The sequence below is a fragment of the Embleya sp. NPDC055664 genome (assembly GCF_053618075.1).
Window position 1 is genome coordinate 45484 of the sequence record NZ_JBSHGZ010000007.1, and the last position, 20382, is coordinate 65865.

The following is a 20382-nucleotide window of genomic DNA, read 5'->3' on the forward strand; positions in this document are numbered from 1 at the left end:
CGGGGTGCTCGGGGTCGTCCCCTACTTGGGTGAGGCGATCTTGCCGAGCAGGTCGACGATGCGCTGTTGTACGTCGTCGCGGGTCGAGCGCTCGGCCAGGAACAGCACGGTCTCGCCGGTCTGGAGCCGGTGCAGGTCGTGTTCGACGAGGTCGAGCGTGGTGTAGACGACGATCGGCGTCGAGTGCAGCCGCGCGTTGTTGCGCAGCCAGTCGACCACGCCCATCCGGCGCCGGCGCACCAGCATCAGGTCGAGCACGACGAGGTTGGGCTCGACGCTGGACGCCTTGGACACCGCCTCGCTCTCCGAGGCCGCGTGCACCACGTCCATCCCGCGCCGCTCCAGCGACGCGGTGAACGCGGCCGCGATGTCCGGGTTGGCCTCGACGAGCAGCACCCGCGAGGCGTGTCCGGCGCTGTCCGCGGGGGCGAGCGAGCGCAGCAGTACGGCCGGGTCGGCGCCGAACGCGGCGTCGCGGGTGGCCTGCATCAGGCCGGCGGTGACCAGGACCGGGATCTGCGCGGCGGTCGCGGCGGTGCGCAGCGACTGGAGCGCGGTACGGGTGATCGGGCCGGTGAGCGGGTCCACGAACAGCGCGGCCGGCTGCACGGGGACGCTCGCGTCGACCTCCTCGCGCGAGCGCACCAGGAGCGGACTCCAGCCGCGCGCGGTCAGCGCACCCGCGGTCGCGGTGTCCGGCTCGGGCCAGACCAGCAGCCGACGCGGTTGTCCGTCCGGCGCCGGGCTGACCATGGTCGGCAGGTCGGCGCCGGACATCGCCTCGGCGTCACCAGGCGGGCCGGCCGGGAATCCGGGCCGTCGGCCCTGGAACGGGATCGGCTGGTCCGGCGCGGCCGGGATCGGCGGCAACACCTCGGTCGGCATGTCGGCGGCGGCCGGGCGGCCGGGGCGGTCCTGCACGCTGGTGGTGCGCCCGGTCGGGTCGGCCGCGCGGTTTTGCGCCGGGATCGGCGCGGGCGGCGTGGACAGGCGGCGGCGGGTCTGGGCGCCCTGCGGGGTGTGCGCGCCGTTGAGCCGGCCGCCGGCGGCGGGGGTCGCCGGGGTCGCGGGTTGCCGGCCCGGGGTGGTGGCCGGGTCCTGATGGGCGGCGCCGCGGTGCGAACCGGATGCCCCGGCGGGGTTGTCGGCGGCCTCGGGCAGCTCGCGGGCGGCGCGGCCGCGGCGGGAACGGGGCGGGTAGACCGCCTCGAACGCGCCGCTGTTGTTGCGCGCGGCCTCCTCGGCCTCGTCGTATGCGTCGGCGTCGGGCCGCTCGTGCCGGCCCTCGTCGGAGCCTGCGCTCGCGGGCACCAGGGGCACCGGTGCGACGGTGCCGGCGGGCAGGGCGAACGGGCCCTGCGGCGCGGGGGCGACCGAGCCGGGCGGCGGGGGCGCGGGTACGGGCGGGGTGGATGAGCCGGCCGGCTCCAGGCGGGCCCGTGGGGGCTGGGCGCCGCGGCCGCGGACGGCGAGTTCGACGCCGGCGCCGGGGGCGGGGCGGTCCTCGGGGTCGTGGTCGGCGCTCTCGCGGTCGGCGGCGGCCGGTGCGTCGGGGGTCGCGGGCTTGCGGGGGGTGACGGCCGCGCCGATGCGGCGCTTGGGGGCGGCGGTGGGGTCGGCGGTCGCCGTCTGCTTCGCCGGGGTCGATGCGGGCGCGGTGTCCGTGTCGGAGTCGGGTGACTCGTCCGCGGCGGGCGTGGAGTCGTCGGAGTCGTCGGGTTCGTCGGCCTGCTTCGGGGCGCCGGCGGCGGCCTTGCCCGGCTTCGCCGCCTCGTCGCCGTCCGCGTCCTGCTCGTCCTTGGCCGCCTTGCCGGCCTCATCCGTCTTGTCGTTCTTGCCGGCCTTGCCGGTCTTGTCGGTGCCCGGGTCAGGGCGGCCCGACTGGCGGGCGCGGCGGCCCTTGGCCGCGCGGTGTTCGCCGGAGCTGACCACCAGTTCGGCGGCCTCCTCGTCGGCGGGCAGTTCGACGACGTACGTGCTGCCCCGGCCGGCCACGGTGTGCGATTCGATCGTGCCGCCGTGCGCCTCGACCACGGCGCGGGCGAGCGGCACGCGGACGCTGCTGTTGCGGCTCTCGGGGCCGCGTACCTCGATTCGGGCGAGGTTGCCGCGCTGGGCCGCCGCGACCACGACGGTGGAGCCCTCGGGGCCGGCCGCGACCACGTCCGCGAGCAGGTGACCCAGGGCGCGGGTCATCGCGTCGACGTCCACCCGGACTCCGACGGGGGACGCGTTGACCGCGAACTCCACACCCGCGCCGCGGGCGAGATAGGTCACCGTCTCCATGGCGCGGTCGACCAGGTCGTCCACCGTGGTCGGCATGCGCTCGGGTTCGGCCGGGGTTTCCGCGTCGTCCGCCGCGGGGGTCGGGTCGGCGTCGGCCGCCTGGTGGGCGAGCACCTCGCTCGCGAGTTCCTCCAGGCTTTCCAACTCGCCCGCGACCTGACGCACCATCCGACGGGCGCCGTGGCCGACCTCGCCGGCGCCGCCGTCGGCCACCTTCTTCAGCCGACCGCGTACCGCTTCGAGTCGGCCCAGTATCTCCGTGTCCACCAACTCGGCCAGCTGGGCCCGGCGTTCGCCGAGCAACTTCTCGCGCGCGGTGTCGCTGAAGGTCATCACGGCGCCGACCACGGCACCGCCGAGCAGGATCGGCGCGGTGATCATGTCCACCGTCACGAAGCCCTCGTCGCCGCGCCACAACACCTGGTCGCGCAGCCGCTGCCGGCGGCCGTTGCCCAAGGTCACCAGCGGCGGGCACTCCTCGGCGGGCAGCGGGGAGCCGTCGGCGCGGGCGTGCATGAGCAGTTCGTGCACGTTCCGGCCGCCGAGGTCGCTGGCCCGGTGGCGGAGGATCCGGGCGGCGGCCGGGTTGGCCAGCACGATGTCGCCCTCGGCGTCGATGCCGATGATGCCCTCGCAGGCCGCGCGCAGGATCATTTCGGTCTGCCGTTGCTGGCGCGCGAGTTCGGCCTCGACGTCGACCTTGCCGGTGAGGTCGCGCACGACGATCATCAGCAACTCGTCGTCGTATCCCGCCGGCAGGTTGGCACTGGTCACCTCGACCGGGAAGACCCCGCCGTCGGTGCGGTGCGCGGACATCCGGGTCGGCTTGGTCCGGGTGTCGCGGGTGTCGTTGGTGGCCCGTACCGATCCCGGGATACGCCGGTGGTCGAACGACGGGAGCAGGTCGAGGAGACCGCGACCCACCACGGGAGTGCCCGGCGCCTCCAGGACCTCCAGTGCCATGGCGTTCGCGTTGACGACGGTGCCGTTGCGATTCACCAGCAGGAGGGCGTCCGGCAGGGCGTCGAGTATGGCGGCGAGGCGAGCAGCGCCTCGGGATGGCCTGCTGCTCACGAAGCGCGTACCTCCTCCGGTCCTCGGACTGCGCGACGGCCATCTTGCCCGTCGCCGCCGGGGCATGTCACGACCGACTATCCCATTGTTTTTGCAGTCACGTTGACGAGCCTAGTAATCTGTTCCTCGTCGGCAAACACCGATGGAGGCTTCGCCTAGTCCGGTCTATGGCGCCGCACTGCTAATGCGGTTTGGGTTCATCCCCATCCCGGGTTCAAATCCCGGAGCCTCCGCTCGACGAACAGCCCGTCTGGTCCCACCAGGCGGGCTGTTTCGCGCCCACCGTCGTGACCTTTCCGTGATCGCGCGGCGACCCCGGGTCACGACTCGGGCCACGATGTCCGATATAAGGCTCATATCCGAAGCCCTCGCCCGGACCCGCGCACATCCGCCATCACAGCGAACACCGCCGCGACTTCCCCTCGACGGATCACACCCGCCATACCCCCCGTCCGCCGACATGCCCGAAAGGCCCAATTCAGCCGGCAGCGAACACAACCAAGCCACACCCACGCACGCCGCGCCACCCGTCCGCACGACCCAAGCCCCCACCACTCGCCGGCACCCCCTCGCCCACCCTCACCCGTTCGGCTGCGGATCCCGCGCCAACCGAACCCCATTGCTCACGAAATGCCCTGTTCACACCACCACCGGACAATGGATTTCACCCCGAGCGGGGGACCATGTATTGTTGACCTCGGTCAAGCCGACCAAGCGCTCGTAGCTCAACGGATAGAGCATCTGACTACGGATCAGAAGGTTGCAGGTTCGAATCCTGCCGAGCGCACAGCAGATCAAAGGCCCTCTCCGGGAAACCGGAGAGGGCCTTTTTCATGGTCGGTACAGCATCGAGACAACGGCCCCGCGTCGGTGACGAACCGGACGACGGGGCCGTATCCGTCACCAGCAGGCGTAACCTGACGATGACTCACATCACAGGCAGGGTACCGCCCCCCGCCCTACGTCACACCGCACCGCCCACGGGGGCGTACCCACTCGACGCTGCCACCGAGGAGCCGCCGACGCTCGACCGGGCAAGGGCCCAACTCGACAGCGCATGGCGGACCTGGCACACATCGACGCAGCAGCGGACCGAGATCGGCCGGGCCCTTCCGGGGCTCTTGCACGAGGCCGAGCGAGCGGCCGAGACCTACGACGGAGACGAACGGCGGACCGCACAGGCGCTGTTGTCCGAGGTCTACCACTTGGCGCAGGCGTACCTGGCATGGCAGGCCGAGCCGCGGCTGGTCTGGCTCGTCGCGGATCGAGCGATGGCGGCGGCCCACGCATCGGACGACTGTGCCGCACTGACCGCAGCACGGGAGCGCCAAGAGGGCGAAGCGCGCCGCTACTTCGACAAGGCTGCCGCAGTGGTGCCGCAGTTGCCGGACGGATACTCGCATCCGTGGCACGGCTTCGGTCACGCGATCGTCGACCTCTACGACGTCATGATCGACGTGGAACTCGGGCAAGCCGGTGAGGCGCAGCGCAAGGCCGACCGACTGGACCCGCTCTCGATCCCCAGCGTCGAACGGCGGGCCCGGCACTGGATCGAGCCGGCTCGGGGTGCCCATCACCGTGGCGACCAACTCGCGGCGGCAAGCCTGCTCGATCGGTCCTGGCGCACCAGTTCCGAGACGCTCACCTACTCTCCCATCGGCCGGACGCTGGTCTCCGGCTTGGTCGACCACGGCGGGGCAACCGTGCGTGAGGACGCTCTTCGGCCGGCCAACCGGATCGGCCTGATCGTCGCGTAGCGAAGCGGGTACACAAAGCGACCGGGGACAATCCGTCCCCGATCGCCGCATTTTCGGCCTGATGCTACCCACACGGACATTGCCGGGCGTCGAGTGCCGCATCACGTCGCTTTCGCCCGAGTCGTGCCGACCCGTTCGGGCCCGGGCCGTGGCTCGGCGAACAACATCTCGGAAAGGGGCTCGTCGTGAGCAAGCCATTCACGTCGTTCGGCCACGTCACGACATCGGCGCCCGCCGCGCCGCAGGCGGTGCTCGTCGTCGTGTCGCGGTCGCTGCCGGCCGTTGCGGAGGCGGCGGGGGCTGCGCGGCGTCTCGTGTGGGAGGTGGGGGACGGGATCGGGATCGACGGTGAGCGGCGGGGCGATGTCGGGTTGATGGTCACCGAGTTGGTGAGCGAAGCGCTCTTCGCGGGCGAGGCGACGTCGTATGTTCTGGACGTCACGGGCGCCACGGCCGAGGGGCGGCCCGCGCCGGCCGTGGTGTTTCGCGAGGTTGGGCTCACCCACTTGCCCCGTCGGCGACTGGAGTCCGGGCGGGGTCTCGCCGTGGTCGCCTCGCTCACCGACGGGTGGGCGCATCACGAGTGTGGGTGGTTCACGCCGAAGCGTGGGCCGACGTCGTGGTTCATCGTCGGCGACGTCTCCCCCGAGCGCGCCCGCCTGCTGGACGACCGTCGACTCCTCCACCTGCGCGGCCTGGAGAACACCCACCGCGTCACCCGCCACGACATCGGCAGCACCCTGCGCCGCATCGACTGGGGCTGCCACTGGTAACGCGTCGGGCCACACCCGCCCGGCCGACTCTCACGTGCCCGCTGCGACCTTGACCGTCAGGGACAGGATCGAGTCGAGGGACGGGGCGAAGGCCAGGGCGCGGATCTCGGCGACCAGGGCCCTGGCGTCGCGGCGCCGGCCGCCGAGGAGTTCGCAGGTTTCCAGATCGAACTGGTAGTCCGTCACCTCGGCCGCCGGGTGCCGCTCGCAGGCCCAGCTGCCGCCGAGACCGCCCAGGCCGTCGAGTACCGCCTCCGGGTGCAGCCGTCGGGCCCGGCACAACTCGTCGATGCCGCCGACCGGGCCGCTCGCGCCGGAGGCGGCCAGGCGGGCGGCGATCACCGCGTTGCCGGCCGCGACTCCCTCGGCCACCCCGACGGTGCCGCCCCGGCCGACCGGGCCGCCCGCGAACTCCCCCGCGATGCCCACCGCGTCCCGGATCCGGCGACGGTCGAGCGTCATCAGCCGGGCCGCCGCCAGCGCGGCGCCGAGCATCCCGATCGAGGGCGAGCCGTCCCGGTCGGCCAGCCGGCACGCCATCTCGTGCCCGGCGACCACCGCCACCAACACCTCGTCGCCGCGCGCCTTGACCTCTTGGCCCACCGCGAGCGCCACCGGCAGCACCACGGCCATCGCGCCGGCCGGGTTATCGGGCTGGGGGCCCGCCGCGCCGATCAGCATCCCGTTCGCGAGCGCGGCGGCGGGCGCGGCGAGCCGGCCGGCGGCATGGCCGATCAGTTCCGCCTCGGGCGGGCCGCCGATGCCGACCGCGACGTGCACGGCCGGGTCGACGACGCCCACCCGGGCCGCGCCGACCCCGCCCGCGATCGCCGTCAGGATCCGCCGACCCGTCGCCCGCCGTACCGTGACCGGTATATGACGCAACGTCAATTCTGTGGCCCAATCGGCGAATTCGCCCGATACCGCCATGGAATCCCTCCGCGTGCCTCGACTGCCCGACGACGTGGTGTGAAAGGACGGCGCAATGTCCCATTGTGACCGCCCCGGTGACGTCGCGTCAGCCCCCAATCACGTCGGGCACACGGCACTCCACGAACGCGCGGCACACGGCACACGGCGTAGGCGAACCTCGCCCGAGCCCCGACTCAGCGCACCACGCCCGCCGTCCGCGCCGCCGTCAGCCACTGCGGGAACTCGGAGAGGATGCGCTCGTACAACTCGACGTCGGAGATCCGGTCGATGTCGTCCACCTGGAAGAACCCGGCGTTGTCCACCAGCCGCCCCGGCATCGTGTCGATCCGCTCCAGGATCCCGTAGTCGGACCGCCCCAGGCCGACGAACTGCCAGAAGATCGGCAACCCGGCGGCGTCCGTCAACAACCGCTGGATCTGCTTGCTCCGGTTGACCCCGCCGTCCGAGAAGAACAGCACCAGCACCGGCGCGCCCGGCTCACGCCGGTAGCGCGCGATGATGTCCTCGATCACCGCCGGCTCGTTGTTGCCGCCGTACACCCCGGCCAGCAGGTCCGGCGAACGTTGCGACCCGTCCGGCAGCGGCGGCGACTGCGGGCGGCGGCCACCGCCGTCGATGTAGACGTTGTCCGCGATCCAGCGCGGCAGTTCCGGGATCCGCACCGGGTCGAGCGGCGCGTACTCGTCGGCAAAAATCCACGCGTCCAACTCGCCGTCGTCGTCGAGCCGAGCCGCGATCGGTGCCATGCGCTCCACCAGGCGCCCCACCGCGCCCCCGGCGTACTGCGCGCGCATCGAGCCGGAGCGGTCGAGCACGATCGCCACCCGGGCCCGCACCCCGTGCAGGCCCTTCTTCTCCAGGCAGATCCGCACCGCCTCCTTGCGCAGCGAGATCCGCGCGCCCACCTCCGGCGGCAGCCCGGCCAGTTGCGGGTCGTCCGAGGGTGCGGGCAACCGCATGGTCGGCTCGTCGCTGTACGGCGGCGGCGCCCACCCGGGCGTGACACCCAGCGGCGGGCCGCCCACCGGCACCACCGGCAACGTCCCGACGGGCACACCGGCCCCGACCGGCACCCCGGCGGCCTCCGCGACCTGGTCCTCCTCGCCCACGTCCACGCCGTAGTCGCTCGCGAGCCCGGCCAGCCCGCTGTCGTACCCCTGCCCGATCGCGCGCAACTTCCACGCGCCCTGCCGCCGGTACAACTCGCCGAGCACCATCACCGTCTCGGCCCCGCCCGCCCGCACCTCGAAGGTCGCCGCGACCGCGCCCGCAGCGTCCAGCGCCACCAGCGACAACCCACCCACGCCGGCGAACGTGCCCTCATGCACGGAGGCGGCCAGCACCACCCGCTCCACATCGGCGGGCAGCGCACCGGGATCGACCCGAACACTCTCGCCCTCGGCGTTCGAACCGACGTGGCGCACCGCGCCGTCCGCGCCGGTGGGCTGGTTGTAGAACACGAAGTCCGCGTCCGTACGCACCTTGCCGTGCGATCCGAGCAGCAGCGCCGAGGCGTCCACACTCGGCGCGTCCGCCGCACGGCGGATCACCAGGGTCAACGGACCCGCGGGAACCGGGATGTTCGCCCCGGCGATCAGAGTCGTCATGGTCGCCAGTGTGGCCCGAACGGGCGGCCTCCCGCAGAGGTGTCCGCACCGCCCGGAAGGTGGACGTGATCGGCATCACGAGTGATCGGCCGGCGCATCGTGAATGATTTTCCCCATCGGGTGGGAACCAAGCGGTTATGGGCAACAACGGTCATCATCCGGGCGGCCATCGCGCGGACCCCGGCGAGTGGAGCGACGCCGAGCACGAGCGTGCCCGGCTGCTGGTCGAGCGCGCGGCCTCGATCGCCCGCCGCCTGGAGTCGCTGTGCGCCGCCGAGGCGGCCGCGAGGCAGCGCGGCCCGGGCCGCGCCTGACGGTGCCGCCCGGGCCGACTGTCGGACCACCGGGGCCTGTTCGAGACCGGTCCGGGGTCCTCGCGACGTTCCGTCCCCTCCACGGCACGCCGTAGTGCTGCCGGTGCCGTGGTGACCGAACCGGAAACATGTCCCTCTACGACGGCCGCGGGCGGCCGTCTTCCCACAACGACCGGAGGCGGCCGCATCTCCCGGTGTACACACAGGAGATGCGGCCGCCCCCGACCGTCTTCGCGCTCTTCACTCGACCGCCGTGCACCGCGTCGCGACCGACACACGGCGTACGCCGAACCGTTCTGGACCCACGGCCCCGGGTGGTTCTAGCGCAGGACCAGCTTCTGGCCCGGGAGGATCAGGTCGGGGTTGGTGCCGACCACGCCCTGGTTCTTCGCGTACAGCGACTGCCAGCCACCGCTCACGTTGTTCGCCGCGGCGATCGCGCTGAGGGTGTCACCGGTCTTGACGACGTAGGTGCCCTCGGTCGCGGTGGTGGTGGTCTCGACCTTGGCGGTCGTCGGCTCCGACTTGGTGACCGGAGCGGACTTCTTCGGCGTCTCGCTCTGCGGCGCGACGGCCTTCTTCGGCGTGGTCTTCGAAGTCGTGCTCTTCGGAGTCGACGCCTTCGAGGAGGTGGTGCTGCCCGAGTCGGACGGGCTGCCGCCGCCGCGGGTCAGACCGGCCTTCTTCGAGCACACCGGCCAGGCGCCCGGGCCCTGGGACTTGAGCACGTTCTCGGCGACCCGGATCTGCTCGGCCTTCGAGGCGCCCTGCGGGCTGCCCGTACCGCCGTTGGCACGCCACGTGCTCTGCGTGAACTGCAGGCCGCCGTAGTAGCCGTTGCCGGTGTTGATGGACCAGTTGCCACCGCTCTCGCACTCGGCGACCTTGTCCCACGTGGACGTCGTGGCAGCGCCGGCCGAGGTCGCGGTCGCGAGCCCGACGAGCGGGGTGGCGGCGACGACGCCGACGATGGTCGCGGTGCGCAGGCGGCGCTGGGTACGGCCCATGCCGCGGTGCGTGTTGGTACGACCGAAAGCGTTGCGGAGAGACATACATTCCTCTCGGAATTCCCCTGGGGCGGATGGACCGGCGCGATCCTTGCGGATCACCCCCGCCCGGAACCGAACGTTCACGCCGGAGACGTGATGTCCGATGCCGCAACCCCGCGGCCCTCCCAGACCGCGAGTTCCGCCATGCCGTGCCGGCGGGAACCCAGGAGGTGCGATTTGCACATCGCCAGGACCATAAACAGGTGATCCGGCCCTTATCAACCCGCTCTTGCATTTACGCAGGTCAGGATAGGTACCGGAAATGCCGAGAGCAGTGCTCGGGAGCCCGTTCCGGGCCGGATTCGCGTTTACCGCGCCGCAAACCTGGGAACCTTTTGCCCGTTTTGACCACCAGCTCTACACGCTGTGCGCTCACTCCGTGACACAGTGTCGAATTATCACCGGTTGCGATCGAACGATCACGCGCCCGAGCGGCCTGGAACCGGTATTTCGACGGAGCCTTAAACACCTTTATGTCCGACTTACACGTGTGGAGTGAGCGGCATCACAAATCCGACCGTGGCAGTCGGTGGGCACAGCGGGTATAACCGGCCGGCAGTCGACCTGGACACCCTTTCCAACCTGGGCATATGTACGCTGCGAGAGCGTTCCGCCACCGGCCGGAAAAGTATGCCGAATGCGATCCAGGCCACATGGAAAGTTGTGACCCGCGCCACTTTCACCCGTACGAGGGGCTATTTGAGCCCCTTTCGAAGGACACCGGCACGGAAGACATCCTTCCGGAAGCCGGCGCCCTGGGAAAGGGCCGTTGTTATCACGATCCGGGCCGTCGGGAAAGCGGATTCCCTCGCGTCGAAAGTCGCGCCGGGCGCGCCCCTATATATAGAGGTGCGCCACTCGTGCTCCGCCGTGCTCCACGGGGATCCGGCGCGCCCCGGCGCGGAAGGGTCACCACCGGCGCCGCGGTCGGGGCGCCGTCCGTGGGGTCGGTGCCGGAGCCGTCGGCCGACCCGGAGTCCTCGCCGCCGTCTGCGTCCCCGTCACCGTCCAGCAGTGGCGGGACGACCAGGACGGCGGCCATGACCACGGCCCCCGCCGCGACCGCGGCCATCGCGATGCGGGCCTTCGGCGACGGAACCGGAGGCATGATCCCCGAAGCCGATCGAGGGAGTCCCATGCGACCCCCGGTGTCACCGTGCGATGAAATGATCGCCTGCCGAGGGCACTTCCGGGCTCCGGACCCGGACAGAGCGCCCCCGACGAATCGTGCGTCGCCGACGCGCGGAAACTCTGGAGCCTACGGGGGAACGGGGCATGTGGGGTCGGGGCACGGTGCTGGGCGACCGCTACACGCTGGCCGAGCGGCTGGGCGGTGGTGCCATGGGCGAGGTGTGGCGCGCCGACGACGGCGTGCTGGAACGGCCGGTCGCGGTCAAGATCCTGCTGCCCGCGCTGCTCGAGGACGCCAGGTTCGCCGAGCGGTTCCGGCGTGAGGCCAAGGTCTTGGCGGCACTCGACCACCCGGGCATCGTCGACGTACACGACTACGGCGAGAGCGGATCGGAACCGCGCGTCGCCTACATCGTGATGGAACTCGTCGACGGCCTGCCGCTGGACGCGGTGTCGGCCGCCGCCGGCGCCACGACCATGCCCGCCGACCGGGCGCTCGGCATCGTCGCCCAGGCCCTGGACGCGCTGCACGCGGCCCATCGGCGCGACATCGTGCACCGCGACGTCAAGCCGTCGAACCTGATGATCGGCGCCGACGACCGGGTGACGGTCACCGACTTCGGCATCGCCCACTCCACGACGGCGGGCACCAGGCTCACCGCGTCGCACTCGGTGCTCGGCACGGCCCGCTACATCGCCCCCGAACAGGCCCGGGGCCTCGGGGCGGTGCCCGCGTCCGACCAGTACGCGATCGGCGTGGTCTGCTACGAACTGCTGACCGGCGAGCCGCTGTTCACGGGCGACGCGGTATTCGAGGTGGTACTCCGGCACATCCGCGAGCCCGCTCCCGAACTCCCGGCCGAATTCCCCGAGCCGGTCCGCGCCTTCGTGGCGAGGGCGCTGGCGAAGGAACCGGGGGATCGATTCCCCGACGCGGCCCACATGGCGACGGCGGCGCGCGAGGCGATAGCGAGCACGTCGACCCCGGCGCCGACCCCGGTGCCGGCCGCCGTACTCACCACCGACGACACACCCGGAACCGCCGGAAAACAACCGGTTTCGCCGCCCGTGTCGATCGAGAAGCCATCGGGCACGCCCCCTGCACCCGCCGAGGAGCCACCGGTTCCGGCCCCGGAGTCCGGCGCCGCGCGGCCGGATCCGGCTGCGGCACCCGCCTCCGCCGACGAGCGACCCACTCCGTCGAAGTCCGTACCGCCCACGCCACCCGGTACCGCCGACCACACCCCTGCCCCCGCCGAGACGCCGACTCCGCCCGAGTCCTCGGCCCCCCGAGCCTGGAAGCGGCATGGCTTGGCCGCCGTACTCCTGGTACTCGGCGTGATCGCCGGCGTCATCGTCACCGTCCTGTACCTCAAACCCTCCCAGGCCCAGGCCGACCGAACCCCGCACGCGGCCGACGCGAAAACCTCCCCGGCCGAAGTCCGCGCGTCCACAGGCACGTCCGCCGATCCCGTCGCGGGTTCCCCCACACCCTCGAACCCCACCCCCGGCGCCCCGGGCGGCACCCCCACCGGCAGCCAACCGCCGAACAGCGCGCCCCTCCCCGAAACCGGCGGCGCCCCCAACACGTCCACCTCCAACGGCGCGGGCGGCTCCCCGGGAGGCGGAGCCGGAAGCGGCGGCGGAGGCAGCAGTACGGGCACCGGCACCAAGCCCAAGCCCACCACCCCCGCCGCGCCCCCGGCCCAATCCGCCCCCCAGGGCTGCGGCGGCGCCAACTGGGGCGCCATCACCAGCGTCGCCGACGGCCTGCAGATCGGCCTCGCCGCCGACGGCCCCACCGCCGGCAAGGAGGTGATCATGGGCGGCCACACCCGATACGGCTGGGTGCACTCGACCTCGACCTGGGACTCCTTCAACCCCTGCAGCCTGAGCGGCCCGGCCCTCGGCCAGCCGTACGGGAACGTCGACCGCGCCGAACTCGCCGTCGGCTTCGGCTACTCCACCAACTGGCGCCTGGTCCCAGCCCCGACATCGGGCGCGGTCTACATCAAGGACTTCGGCGGCCGGACCTGCCTCACCAACAACGGCAACGGCAAGCCGCTGTCGGTAGTCACCTGCACCCCCGGCAGCCCTTCTCAACAGTGGCGAGTCCCCTGAGGCGTGTCTTCAAGGCGTCGTGCTCCGGGACGCGCACGCGAAACGCTGAACAGCGGCCACGACCAAGTGCGGGGCGGGCAAAGATCTTCCCCTCCCTTCCACTCTCTGCCAACCGTCCAGTGAAAACAAGGCTGCAATTTTTGCCATCAAACCCGGACACTCGTCACCGGGCGGAGCTCTGCTCCGCTTTCCGACGGGAGGACGCTCATGTCAGAAATCCGGGATCCGCATGGCAGCCTGCAACGCACGCTGTGGATCGGCGGCGCACAGTGGTCCGGCAAGACCACGGTGGCACAAGCCATCGCCAAGGGGCACGGCCTGACGGTGTATCACTACGACTACCACGACGCCCGCAGCCACCAGGATCGCCGGATCGCGCGCCGAGTCGCCCTGGGCGAGCCCGTGGGAAATCCCACCCCCGACCACGTCTGGGTGGAACAGAGCCCGGAGAAGATGGCCTCCGAAACGCTGGCCGGCTTCCCGGTCCGCTTCGAGTGGGCGTTGGACGACCTACGCGCCCTGTTCACCGGCCGACCGGCGATCGCCGAGGGATGGGGACTGCGACCGGAACTCGTCGCGCCGCTGCTCGACTCACTCCGACGAATGGTCGTCCTCGTCCCCACCGAAGACTTCCGCCGCCACCAACTCCGCACCCTTCCGCGCGCGGGAACCCTCGACGTCCGTGTCACCAACCAGGCTCGCGCCCAAGCCAACCGCGTAGCTCGCGACCGGCTGATCGCCGAGGACGTGGTACAGAACGCGCGCCGCCTCGGCATCCGCGTCATCGAAATCGACGGCACGCTCGACGCAACGGCGGTGGCGGCAGAGGTGGCCGACCACTTCGCCCCCTATTTCGGTACGGCGACCGCCGCGTAAACGCCGGGCGCAAGCGGGCTTCCGCTCTTGATCCCCAGGACAGGAACCCCCTTGCCACTACCAACGCACGACCCCTTCCCCGGCGGCGCGGGCGAGGAGGCTTTGCGTCGAGGACGGCAAGCCGATGCGGTTCCAGGAGAAGATGATGTGAAGCGCGAGGACGTTCCGTATGCCTCTGTCGAGCGTTCCCTCGGGCGCCAACGTCTGAAGCAGGCGCCCAGGTCATGCTCGGCCATTCCATGTACGCCTTCACCGCAGACGTCCACGCGAGCCTCTTCGAGGAGGTCGCAGCCGCGTCGGCCGAGGCCGCCGAGCAGTTCGTCCCGCGTACCAACGAGAAAACCGCCGGGCACACCTCGGGCACACCGGGGCCACGGCTTACGCCTCGGCAGTCACGGTGGAACGCGTCGACGGACCGCGTGACCCGGGGCTGCTGATCGAGAGTGGACGTCGTTGCACGACTGTGGTCCTCCCACGAGTTTGGGGGCGTCCCGGCTTCATCTTCCGCAGCCGGGACGCCTGTTACGCAGCGTACTCGATCAATGACCACTAAGTTCCCAATAAGTCGTGAATCGATCAAGGGGTCCGGAGCGCCGTGGCGCTCGGCTCGCCGGGCGTGGCGAGCGCAGTCGGCTTCGGCGCGTTCGTCCAGTCGTGGACAGCCGGTTCGAGGACGTGATCCGCCCCCGTCCGCGGTCGTTGCACGACGCGGGCGGGGGCGGATGGTCGGCGGTGTGGGCCTCACCGCCGGATCACTCTTCTATGCGTCGAGGCCTCCCGATTCGGTGTGTTCGGCGCGCCGCTTGCGCTGGTGGACCAGGACGAGGGCGCCCAGGACCAGCATCGCGGCACCGATGCCGGCCATCGGGCCGACGAAGTTGTTCGAACCGGTGGCCGCCAACTGTGCGTGGCTTCCGGGTGCGGGCGAGCCCTGCGGGGCCTGCGCGTTCGCGGCGTCACCGCGGTGGTGTCCGGGGCCACCGTTACCGGGTGCCTGGGATTCCGCCGCGTGGGTGGGCCGCTGGGAGCCGTGACCGGGTGCATCGGATCCGGCTCCGTGCGTGGGTCGGTGGGAGCCGGTCGGACGACCCGACGCGGACGGGCCGGAAGTGCCGGGACCAGCCGGGCCAGCCGGGCCCGGCGGGCCTGCCGGACCTGCGGGACCTGCGGGACCTGCCGGACCTGCCGGGCCTGGGGAGCCGGGTGCGCCGGGAGATCCGGGTGCACCGGGGGAACCAGGCGCACCGGGAGATCCGGGTGCACCGGGAGATCCGGGTGCACCGGGAGATCCGGGTGCGCCGGGAGATCCGGGTGCACCGGGGGAACCGGGTGCGCCGGGAGATCCGGGTGCACCGGGGGAACCGGGTGCACCGGGAGATCCGGGTGCACCGGGGGAACCAGGCGCACCGGGGGAACCAGGCGCACCGGGAGAACCGGGCGCACCAGGAGAACCGGGTGCCCCCGGGGAACCGGGCGCGCCGGGTGACCCGGATGGTCCGGGTGGGCCGCTGGGTCCGGGAGGGCCACTGGGTCCGGGAGGTCCGCTGGGTCCGGGCGGGCCGCTCGGGCCGATAATGCAGGACGGCTTGGTGATGACGTTGGTGTCCAGGGTCGTCGAGCCGTTGCGGGCGAGGGCTCGGCCTTCGATGGTCGATCCGGTGGTGACCGAGATGGAGGTCAGCGCCATGATCGTGCCCTTGAAGGTGGTGTTGGTCCCGAGCGTGGCCGAACTGCCGACCTGCCAGAAGACGTTGCACGCCTGGGCGCCGTTGATGAGCGCGACGGTGCTGGCGGACCCGGTGATCAGGGTGGACGCGATCTGGAAGATGAACACCGCGTTGGGGTCGCCCTGTGCGTCGAGGGTGACGGTGCCGGTGAGGCCGAGGGGTCCGGTGGAGTTGTAGACACCGGAGACCAGGGTCTGGCCGACGAGGTCTCCCGCGACGCTGGCGGTGGGGGCTCGCCCGGCGGCGTCGTCGTAGGCGATGGTCAGGTCCGCCTGTGGTCCGGCCGCCGCGGCGCCCGTGGTGATGGTGCCGTTGGTGACGAGTCCGGGCGGGAAGCCGGTGACCGCAGTGCCGGGGCTGACGCCCAGGTTTCCGCTGATGACGCTGGGGCCGGTGTTGGTGACGGTCTGCCCGCCCAGCACCGCGTAGCTGTCCGCGGTGCCCAGGTTCACCGTGGCGGTCGCCGCGCGTGCGCCGGGCGCTATCGACACGAGAGCGGCCGAAGCCAGTAGCACCAGCCCGAGAATGATCGCCGTCACCGCCGCGGCTCGGGAATGTCTCGGTTCTCGGAAGCCCGTGGAACGGGCGCCATCGATTGCCATGAACTGGGCCTTTCGCGTACTCGGCGTCGCCTCGAACACCGGCGGGAAGACGTCTGGGGACAGGGACTGCCGCAGGCTTCGGAGGGACGAGAGGTGAGCGGCACGTCAGCTCGGAGGTATGTGTGAACGTGCTCACCCATGGGACAAAGGACGCGGATCATTGCAATCCGTCACCCAATATCCACAATGAGATCATCCGTTGATCACACTTAACGGGAGTCAAATGGGTGATTTCGTGAGACTCTCCGAACGCCCCGGCCCGTCCGCGATGGGCACCCCTGGATGCACGTCGATTCGTGATCCCTCGGCGTGTCGCCACTCCGATCGACACACGGGCGCGTGATGATCCGCCGCAGTGCAGGCTGCTTCGACGGAGCCCGAAGCCGCACCCACCGCATCGAATCCGGCGCCCGGGCCGCGATCCTCCAGGCGACGCTCGCGGGTGGCCTGTCGCAACTGCGTACCAACCCCCGGTACACCTGAACATCACACCCTGAGCGGGTCGAGGCTTCTGGTTGAATCAGGCCCGCGCTTTCACCGAGCGTAGCCACATGATCGCTGTGGAGGTGCGCCCGTGGGGGCGAACGACGCGGCCACGGCCGCCCAGACCATGGCCGCCGACCAGCACCCGTACCGCATCACCGGCGGGAACCACTGCGTGGCGCGGTACAGGTGTCCGCGGCGAAGAACAGCGTCACCAAGCTCCTGGTGGCGACCCTGCTCACCGATCAGCCCTGCCCCCTGACGCAACCTCGAGCCGTTCCTCGGGCACCGACGCCTCGATCGGCTGCGTACGACGCACGTTGCCGACCTCTTCGACTGGATCGAGGAGCGCAACGAGACGGTCATCGAGGCCCGCGCGACGGGCAACCGCGAGCAGTTGGCCGACCTGCCTGGGGCGCGGCCTGGGTCGACAACGGCCTCGTGTTCACCCGGGAGAACGGTGAGTCGTATCACCCTGCCGACCTCACCGACGAGTTCCGCGTCCAAGTCGAGTCCGCCGGCCTCGCGCCCATCCGCTTCCACGACCTCCGGCACGACGCCGCGGCGATCCACCTGGGCAGCGGCGGCAACATGAAGGAAGTCCAGGTCGAGACGGCCGAGCAGTTCATCTCGCGCGCCAACGAGAAAACCGCCGGGCACACCTCGGGCACACCGTAGGTCCCGAGACGCGCGCCGGCGGTCTCTCATCTCCGCATTACCGCGGTTCTGCGGAGGACGTGGGATTCGAACCCACGAACAGGGTCACCCCTGTTAGCAGTTTTCAAGACTGCCGCCATCGGCCACTAGGCGAGTCCTCCAGTGCCGCGACCCCGGTCGGGTGCGGGCGGCATCAGTCTCTCATGAGCGATGCGTGGGATCACTGGGGATTCCGGGCCGACACGTTCGCAGAGGCGGCGGGTCAGTTGTCGCCTACGCGTTGGCCCAGGGTGACCTCGGTGGTGGCCTCCTTGCCGTCGCGCTGGTAGGTGACCTTGACCTTGTCGCCCGGGCGGTGGCTCCAGATCTCGCTGAACAGGTCCTCGTAGGAGCCGATCGCGCGGTTGTTGAGCCTGGTGATCACGTCGCCGGCCTTCAGGCCCGCCTTGGCGGCGGGGCCGTTGGCGGTGACCGGGTCCTGGCCGTTGGGGCTCTGGGCGACGATCTGCGCGCCGGTGCCGGTGTAGCGCGAGTCGGGCAGGATGCCCATCTGCGCGTAGACCGGCTTGTTGCCCTGGATCAGGGTGTCGGCGACCCACCGGGCCTGGTTGATCGGGATGGCGAAGCCGAGGCCGATGCTGCCGGACTCCTGCTGCTGGCCGAACGGGGACTGGCCGCCGCCACCGGTGGAGCGGATCGCCGAGTTGATCCCGATCACCTCGCCGGCCGCGTTCAGCAGCGGGCCGCCGGAGTTGCCGGGGTTGATCGCCGCGTCGGTCTGGATCGCGTTCATGTAGGAGACCTTCTGCTGGTCCCCGGAGGCCACCGGGCGGTCCTTGGCGCTCACGATGCCCGTGGTCACCGTGTTGGACAGGGTGAACGGCGCGCCGATCGCGATCACCGGGTCGCCGACCGCGACCTTGTCGTTGTCGCCGAGCGGCAGCGGCTGCACGCTCGCCGGCATGTCGTCGACCTTGATCACGGCGAGGTCGTAACCCTCGGCCCGGCCGACGATCCTGGCCGGCTTGGTGGTGCCGTCGGAGAAGGTCACCGACAGCTCGCCACCGGCGGCGGCCAGCGACACCACGTGGTTGTTGGTGAGGATGTGGCCCTGCTTGTCGTAGACGAAGCCGGCCCCGGTGCCGGTCTCGGTGCCCTGCCCGGACACCTTGCCCTTGGTCTTGATCGTCACCGTGCTGGGGACCGCCTGCTTGGCGATGCCCGCCACGCTCGTGGGCGAGCGGTTCAGCGAAGCCGGGTCCACCGGCGACGAGGACGGGCTGACGCCGGCCGAGGACGGCTTGTCGTCGCGGTCCACGATCCACGCGCCCACGCCGCCGCCGACCCCGCCGGCGAGCAGCGCGGCCACCACGGCCGCGACCAGGATCCCCGAGGGGCGGCGCTTCGGCTTGGGCGGCGCGCCGAAGCCCGGGTAGCCCGGGTAGCCGGGATAGGCACCGCCCGTCCCGAACGGCGGAGCACCCGCGCCTCCCGCACCCGACCCGGCCGCGAACGCCGCCGGCACCTCGGCGCCCGGCTCACCCGTCGGCGGCAGTTGCGCGGTCGGCGGCCCGACCGGCGTCGGCGGCACCGCCTCACCCTGCGGCTGCCCCACGGTGGGCGCCTGCACCGGCTTGGCCGGCGCCTCGGCCCGGAACTCCGGCTCCGCCGACACGTCGGACCGCCCCTCCGGGTGAGCCGGCTGCGGTGTGGCGGGAGACGATCCGTGGGCCTCCCCCGGCACCGGTGAACCGACTTCGCCGGTCACGTCGCGATCGTCACTCACGGTCTTCCTCCCACACACTTCGGAATAGTTGTTGGTCACAGACTTCCCGACACGCTGTCTGAACACCGTAAGCGCCGACGGCCCGGGCCGCCCACGCCCCTTATCCCGGGGTTATCCACGCAGGTCGGACCGCCCGTACCGGAACGGAAACGGCGCGGAAACCGGCGGAAATTCCACCGCCCGCGGCGTGGCGGAGAGCGATCCCGGGCCCGGGGGAGCCGATCCGCGACCCGCGCCACCGCCCGACATCCCGGCGTCACCCCACGCTCACCTCGGGATGGCACGATTGTGGCGTGTCCACCACCGGAGCGCGCCCACTGCGCGCCAACGTGCAGGTCGTCGCCCACCGAGGCGCCTCCGACACCGTCCCCGAGCACACGCTCGCGGCCTATCTCCAGGCCATCGAGGACGGCGCCGACGCACTCGAATGCGACATCCGACTGACCGCCGACGGCCACCTGGTCTGCGTCCACGACCGCAAGGTCGACCGCACCTCCAACGGCCGCGGCATCGTCTCGACGCTGGAGCTCGCGGAGTTGTCCGCGCTCGACTTCGGCTCCTGGAAGGAATCCGGCCGGGAATCCGGCGTCGACCGCGAGCACCCGGACGAGCCGGAGGCACCCGACTGGGACCGCACCTCCGTACTCACCCTGGAACGCCTGCTCGAACTCGTGGTCGACGCACCGCGCACGGTGCGCCTGGCGATCGAGACCAAACACCCCACCCGGTACGCGGGCCTGGTCGAGCGCCGCCTGGTCGACCTGCTGGAGCGCTTCGGCCTGGCCGAGCCGGCCGACGAGGACCCGTCGCTGATCCGGGTGATGAGCTTCTCCCAGCTGTCCCTGCGCCGGATGCGGCTGATGGCGCCCTCGCTGCCCACCGTGTTCCTGATGGAGCACGTCCCGCTGCTCTACCGCGACGGCACGCTGCCCCGCGAGGTGCGGATCGCCGGCCCCAGCATCGACATCGTCCGGGCCCATCCGCGCTACGTCGCCCGCTTGCACCGGGCCGGGCACCGGGTGCACGTGTGGACCGTGGACACCCCCGAGGACGTCGAGCTGTGCCTGCGACTCGGCGTGGATGCCATCATCACGAATCGGCCACGACAGGTCCTGGCCCAAGTGTCCGGTTAGCCCCATTGGGGGGCGTACGCTGGTAGCCTTTCGCGGCGTTATATCCGACTTGGCGGGATCGCATACCCCTATA

The 20382-nt window shown here is 71.3% G+C and carries 15 protein-coding genes, 3 tRNA genes and 1 pseudogene; 12 read left to right on the forward strand and 7 right to left on the reverse strand.

Features of this window, described 5'->3' with window-relative positions; genetic code table 11:
- Positions 1-21 precede the first annotated feature (21 nt).
- On the reverse strand, positions 22-3360 hold the full coding sequence (locus tag ACWGR4_RS14520; RefSeq protein WP_452132270.1) for a PAS domain-containing protein: 3339 nt from the start codon (positions 3358-3360) through the stop codon (positions 22-24).
- Positions 3361-3504: 144 nt separating this feature from the next.
- On the opposite strand from ACWGR4_RS14520, the gene ACWGR4_RS14525 reads away from it, so the two are divergent.
- The 4 genes from ACWGR4_RS14525 (at position 3505) to ACWGR4_RS14540 (ending at position 5890) form a co-directional block, all read left to right on the forward strand.
- A tRNA-Ser gene (locus ACWGR4_RS14525) sits at positions 3505-3593 on the forward strand.
- Positions 3594-4074: 481 nt separating this feature from the next.
- Positions 4075-4147: transfer RNA gene (locus ACWGR4_RS14530), tRNA-Arg, on the forward strand.
- 334 nt (positions 4148-4481) lie between these two features.
- Positions 4482-5117 (forward strand): hypothetical protein, encoded by a 636-nt coding sequence (locus tag ACWGR4_RS14535; protein WP_452134205.1) that lies wholly within the window; start codon positions 4482-4484, stop codon positions 5115-5117.
- A 185-nt stretch (positions 5118-5302) separates the two neighbouring features.
- The gene (locus ACWGR4_RS14540) at positions 5303-5890 is read left to right on the forward strand and encodes a hypothetical protein (RefSeq protein ID WP_452132268.1); all 588 of its coding nucleotides are present in this window, start codon (positions 5303-5305) and stop codon (positions 5888-5890) included.
- Positions 5891-5920: 30 nt separating this feature from the next.
- Here ACWGR4_RS14540 and ACWGR4_RS14545 read toward each other — a convergent pair whose 3' ends face one another.
- Entirely contained in the window at positions 5921-6820 is a 900-nt protein-coding gene (locus ACWGR4_RS14545) for an MmgE/PrpD family protein (RefSeq protein ID WP_452132267.1), read from the reverse strand.
- A 176-nt stretch (positions 6821-6996) separates the two neighbouring features.
- Positions 6997-8430, reverse strand: coding sequence for a VWA domain-containing protein (locus ACWGR4_RS14550; protein WP_452132266.1), 1434 nt, complete (start codon positions 8428-8430; stop codon positions 6997-6999).
- Positions 8431-8567: 137 nt separating this feature from the next.
- On the opposite strand from ACWGR4_RS14550, the gene ACWGR4_RS14555 reads away from it, so the two are divergent.
- Positions 8568-8744, forward strand: a complete 177-nt coding sequence (locus tag ACWGR4_RS14555) for a hypothetical protein (protein ID WP_380003217.1) — start codon at positions 8568-8570, stop codon at positions 8742-8744.
- Positions 8745-9064: 320 nt separating this feature from the next.
- On the opposite strand, the gene ACWGR4_RS14560 is transcribed toward ACWGR4_RS14555, so the two are convergent.
- Positions 9065-9751, reverse strand: a complete 687-nt coding sequence (locus ACWGR4_RS14560) for a LysM peptidoglycan-binding domain-containing protein (protein ID WP_452132248.1) — start codon at positions 9749-9751, stop codon at positions 9065-9067.
- A gap of 1317 nt (positions 9752-11068) precedes the next feature.
- Between ACWGR4_RS14560 and ACWGR4_RS14565 the strand changes: the two genes are divergently transcribed.
- The 4 genes from ACWGR4_RS14565 to ACWGR4_RS14580 all read left to right on the forward strand — a co-directional run bounded on the left by ACWGR4_RS14565 (position 11069) and on the right by ACWGR4_RS14580 (position 15496).
- Positions 11069-13045, forward strand: coding sequence for a protein kinase domain-containing protein (locus ACWGR4_RS14565; RefSeq protein WP_452132249.1), 1977 nt, complete (start codon positions 11069-11071; stop codon positions 13043-13045).
- Between the two features lie 207 nt (positions 13046-13252).
- Positions 13253-13921 (forward strand): hypothetical protein, encoded by a 669-nt coding sequence (locus tag ACWGR4_RS14570; RefSeq protein WP_452132250.1) that lies wholly within the window; start codon positions 13253-13255, stop codon positions 13919-13921.
- A gap of 224 nt (positions 13922-14145) precedes the next feature.
- The gene (locus ACWGR4_RS14575; protein WP_452132251.1) at positions 14146-14358 is read left to right on the forward strand and encodes a hypothetical protein; all 213 of its coding nucleotides are present in this window, start codon (positions 14146-14148) and stop codon (positions 14356-14358) included.
- Positions 14359-14959: 601 nt separating this feature from the next.
- A complete protein-coding gene (locus tag ACWGR4_RS14580; protein ID WP_452132265.1) occupies positions 14960-15496 on the forward strand; it encodes a hypothetical protein in 537 nt (178 codons plus the stop codon).
- A gap of 73 nt (positions 15497-15569) precedes the next feature.
- Here the strand turns inward: ACWGR4_RS14580 and ACWGR4_RS14585 are convergent.
- Positions 15570-16016: pseudogene (locus ACWGR4_RS14585) on the reverse strand (ice-binding family protein); the annotation flags it as partial.
- A gap of 576 nt (positions 16017-16592) precedes the next feature.
- Between ACWGR4_RS14585 and ACWGR4_RS14590 the strand changes: the two are divergent.
- Both ACWGR4_RS14590 and ACWGR4_RS14595 read left to right on the forward strand, forming a co-directional pair.
- Positions 16593-16733 (forward strand): hypothetical protein, encoded by a 141-nt coding sequence (locus tag ACWGR4_RS14590; RefSeq protein WP_452132252.1) that lies wholly within the window; start codon positions 16593-16595, stop codon positions 16731-16733.
- Between the two features lie 441 nt (positions 16734-17174).
- On the forward strand, positions 17175-17411 hold the full coding sequence (locus tag ACWGR4_RS14595; RefSeq protein ID WP_452132253.1) for a hypothetical protein: 237 nt from the start codon (positions 17175-17177) through the stop codon (positions 17409-17411).
- Positions 17412-17462: 51 nt separating this feature from the next.
- Here the strand turns inward: ACWGR4_RS14595 and ACWGR4_RS14600 are convergent.
- Together ACWGR4_RS14600 and ACWGR4_RS14605 are read right to left on the reverse strand one after the other, a co-directional pair.
- Positions 17463-17551, reverse strand: a tRNA-Ser gene (locus ACWGR4_RS14600).
- Positions 17552-17652: 101 nt separating this feature from the next.
- Positions 17653-19176 (reverse strand): S1C family serine protease, encoded by a 1524-nt coding sequence (locus ACWGR4_RS14605; RefSeq protein ID WP_452132254.1) that lies wholly within the window; start codon positions 19174-19176, stop codon positions 17653-17655.
- 293 nt (positions 19177-19469) lie between these two features.
- Here ACWGR4_RS14605 and ACWGR4_RS14610 point away from each other — a divergent pair, with 293 nt between their 5' ends.
- Entirely contained in the window at positions 19470-20309 is an 840-nt protein-coding gene (locus ACWGR4_RS14610) for a glycerophosphodiester phosphodiesterase (protein WP_380003224.1), read from the forward strand.
- The last annotated feature ends 73 nt before the right edge of the window (positions 20310-20382 follow it).

What these genes read in the sequence shown, in the direction of transcription:
- ACWGR4_RS14545 (WP_452132267.1), bottom strand. Translation starts at nt 6,820, where the DNA reads ATGGCGGTATCGGGCGAATTCGCCGATTGGGCCACAGAATTGACGTTG.
- ACWGR4_RS14550 (WP_452132266.1), bottom strand. Translation starts at nt 8,430, where the DNA reads ATGACGACTCTGATCGCCGGGGCGAACATCCCGGTTCCCGCGGGTCCG.
- ACWGR4_RS14555 (WP_380003217.1), top strand. Translation starts at nt 8,568, where the DNA reads ATGGGCAACAACGGTCATCATCCGGGCGGCCATCGCGCGGACCCCGGC.
- ACWGR4_RS14560 (WP_452132248.1), bottom strand. Translation starts at nt 9,751, where the DNA reads ATGGGCCGTACCCAGCGCCGCCTGCGCACCGCGACCATCGTCGGCGTC.
- ACWGR4_RS14565 (WP_452132249.1), top strand. Translation starts at nt 11,069, where the DNA reads ATGTGGGGTCGGGGCACGGTGCTGGGCGACCGCTACACGCTGGCCGAG.
- ACWGR4_RS14570 (WP_452132250.1), top strand. Translation starts at nt 13,253, where the DNA reads ATGTCAGAAATCCGGGATCCGCATGGCAGCCTGCAACGCACGCTGTGG.
- ACWGR4_RS14575 (WP_452132251.1), top strand. Translation starts at nt 14,146, where the DNA reads ATGCTCGGCCATTCCATGTACGCCTTCACCGCAGACGTCCACGCGAGC.
- ACWGR4_RS14590 (WP_452132252.1), top strand. Translation starts at nt 16,593, where the DNA reads ATGATCCGCCGCAGTGCAGGCTGCTTCGACGGAGCCCGAAGCCGCACC.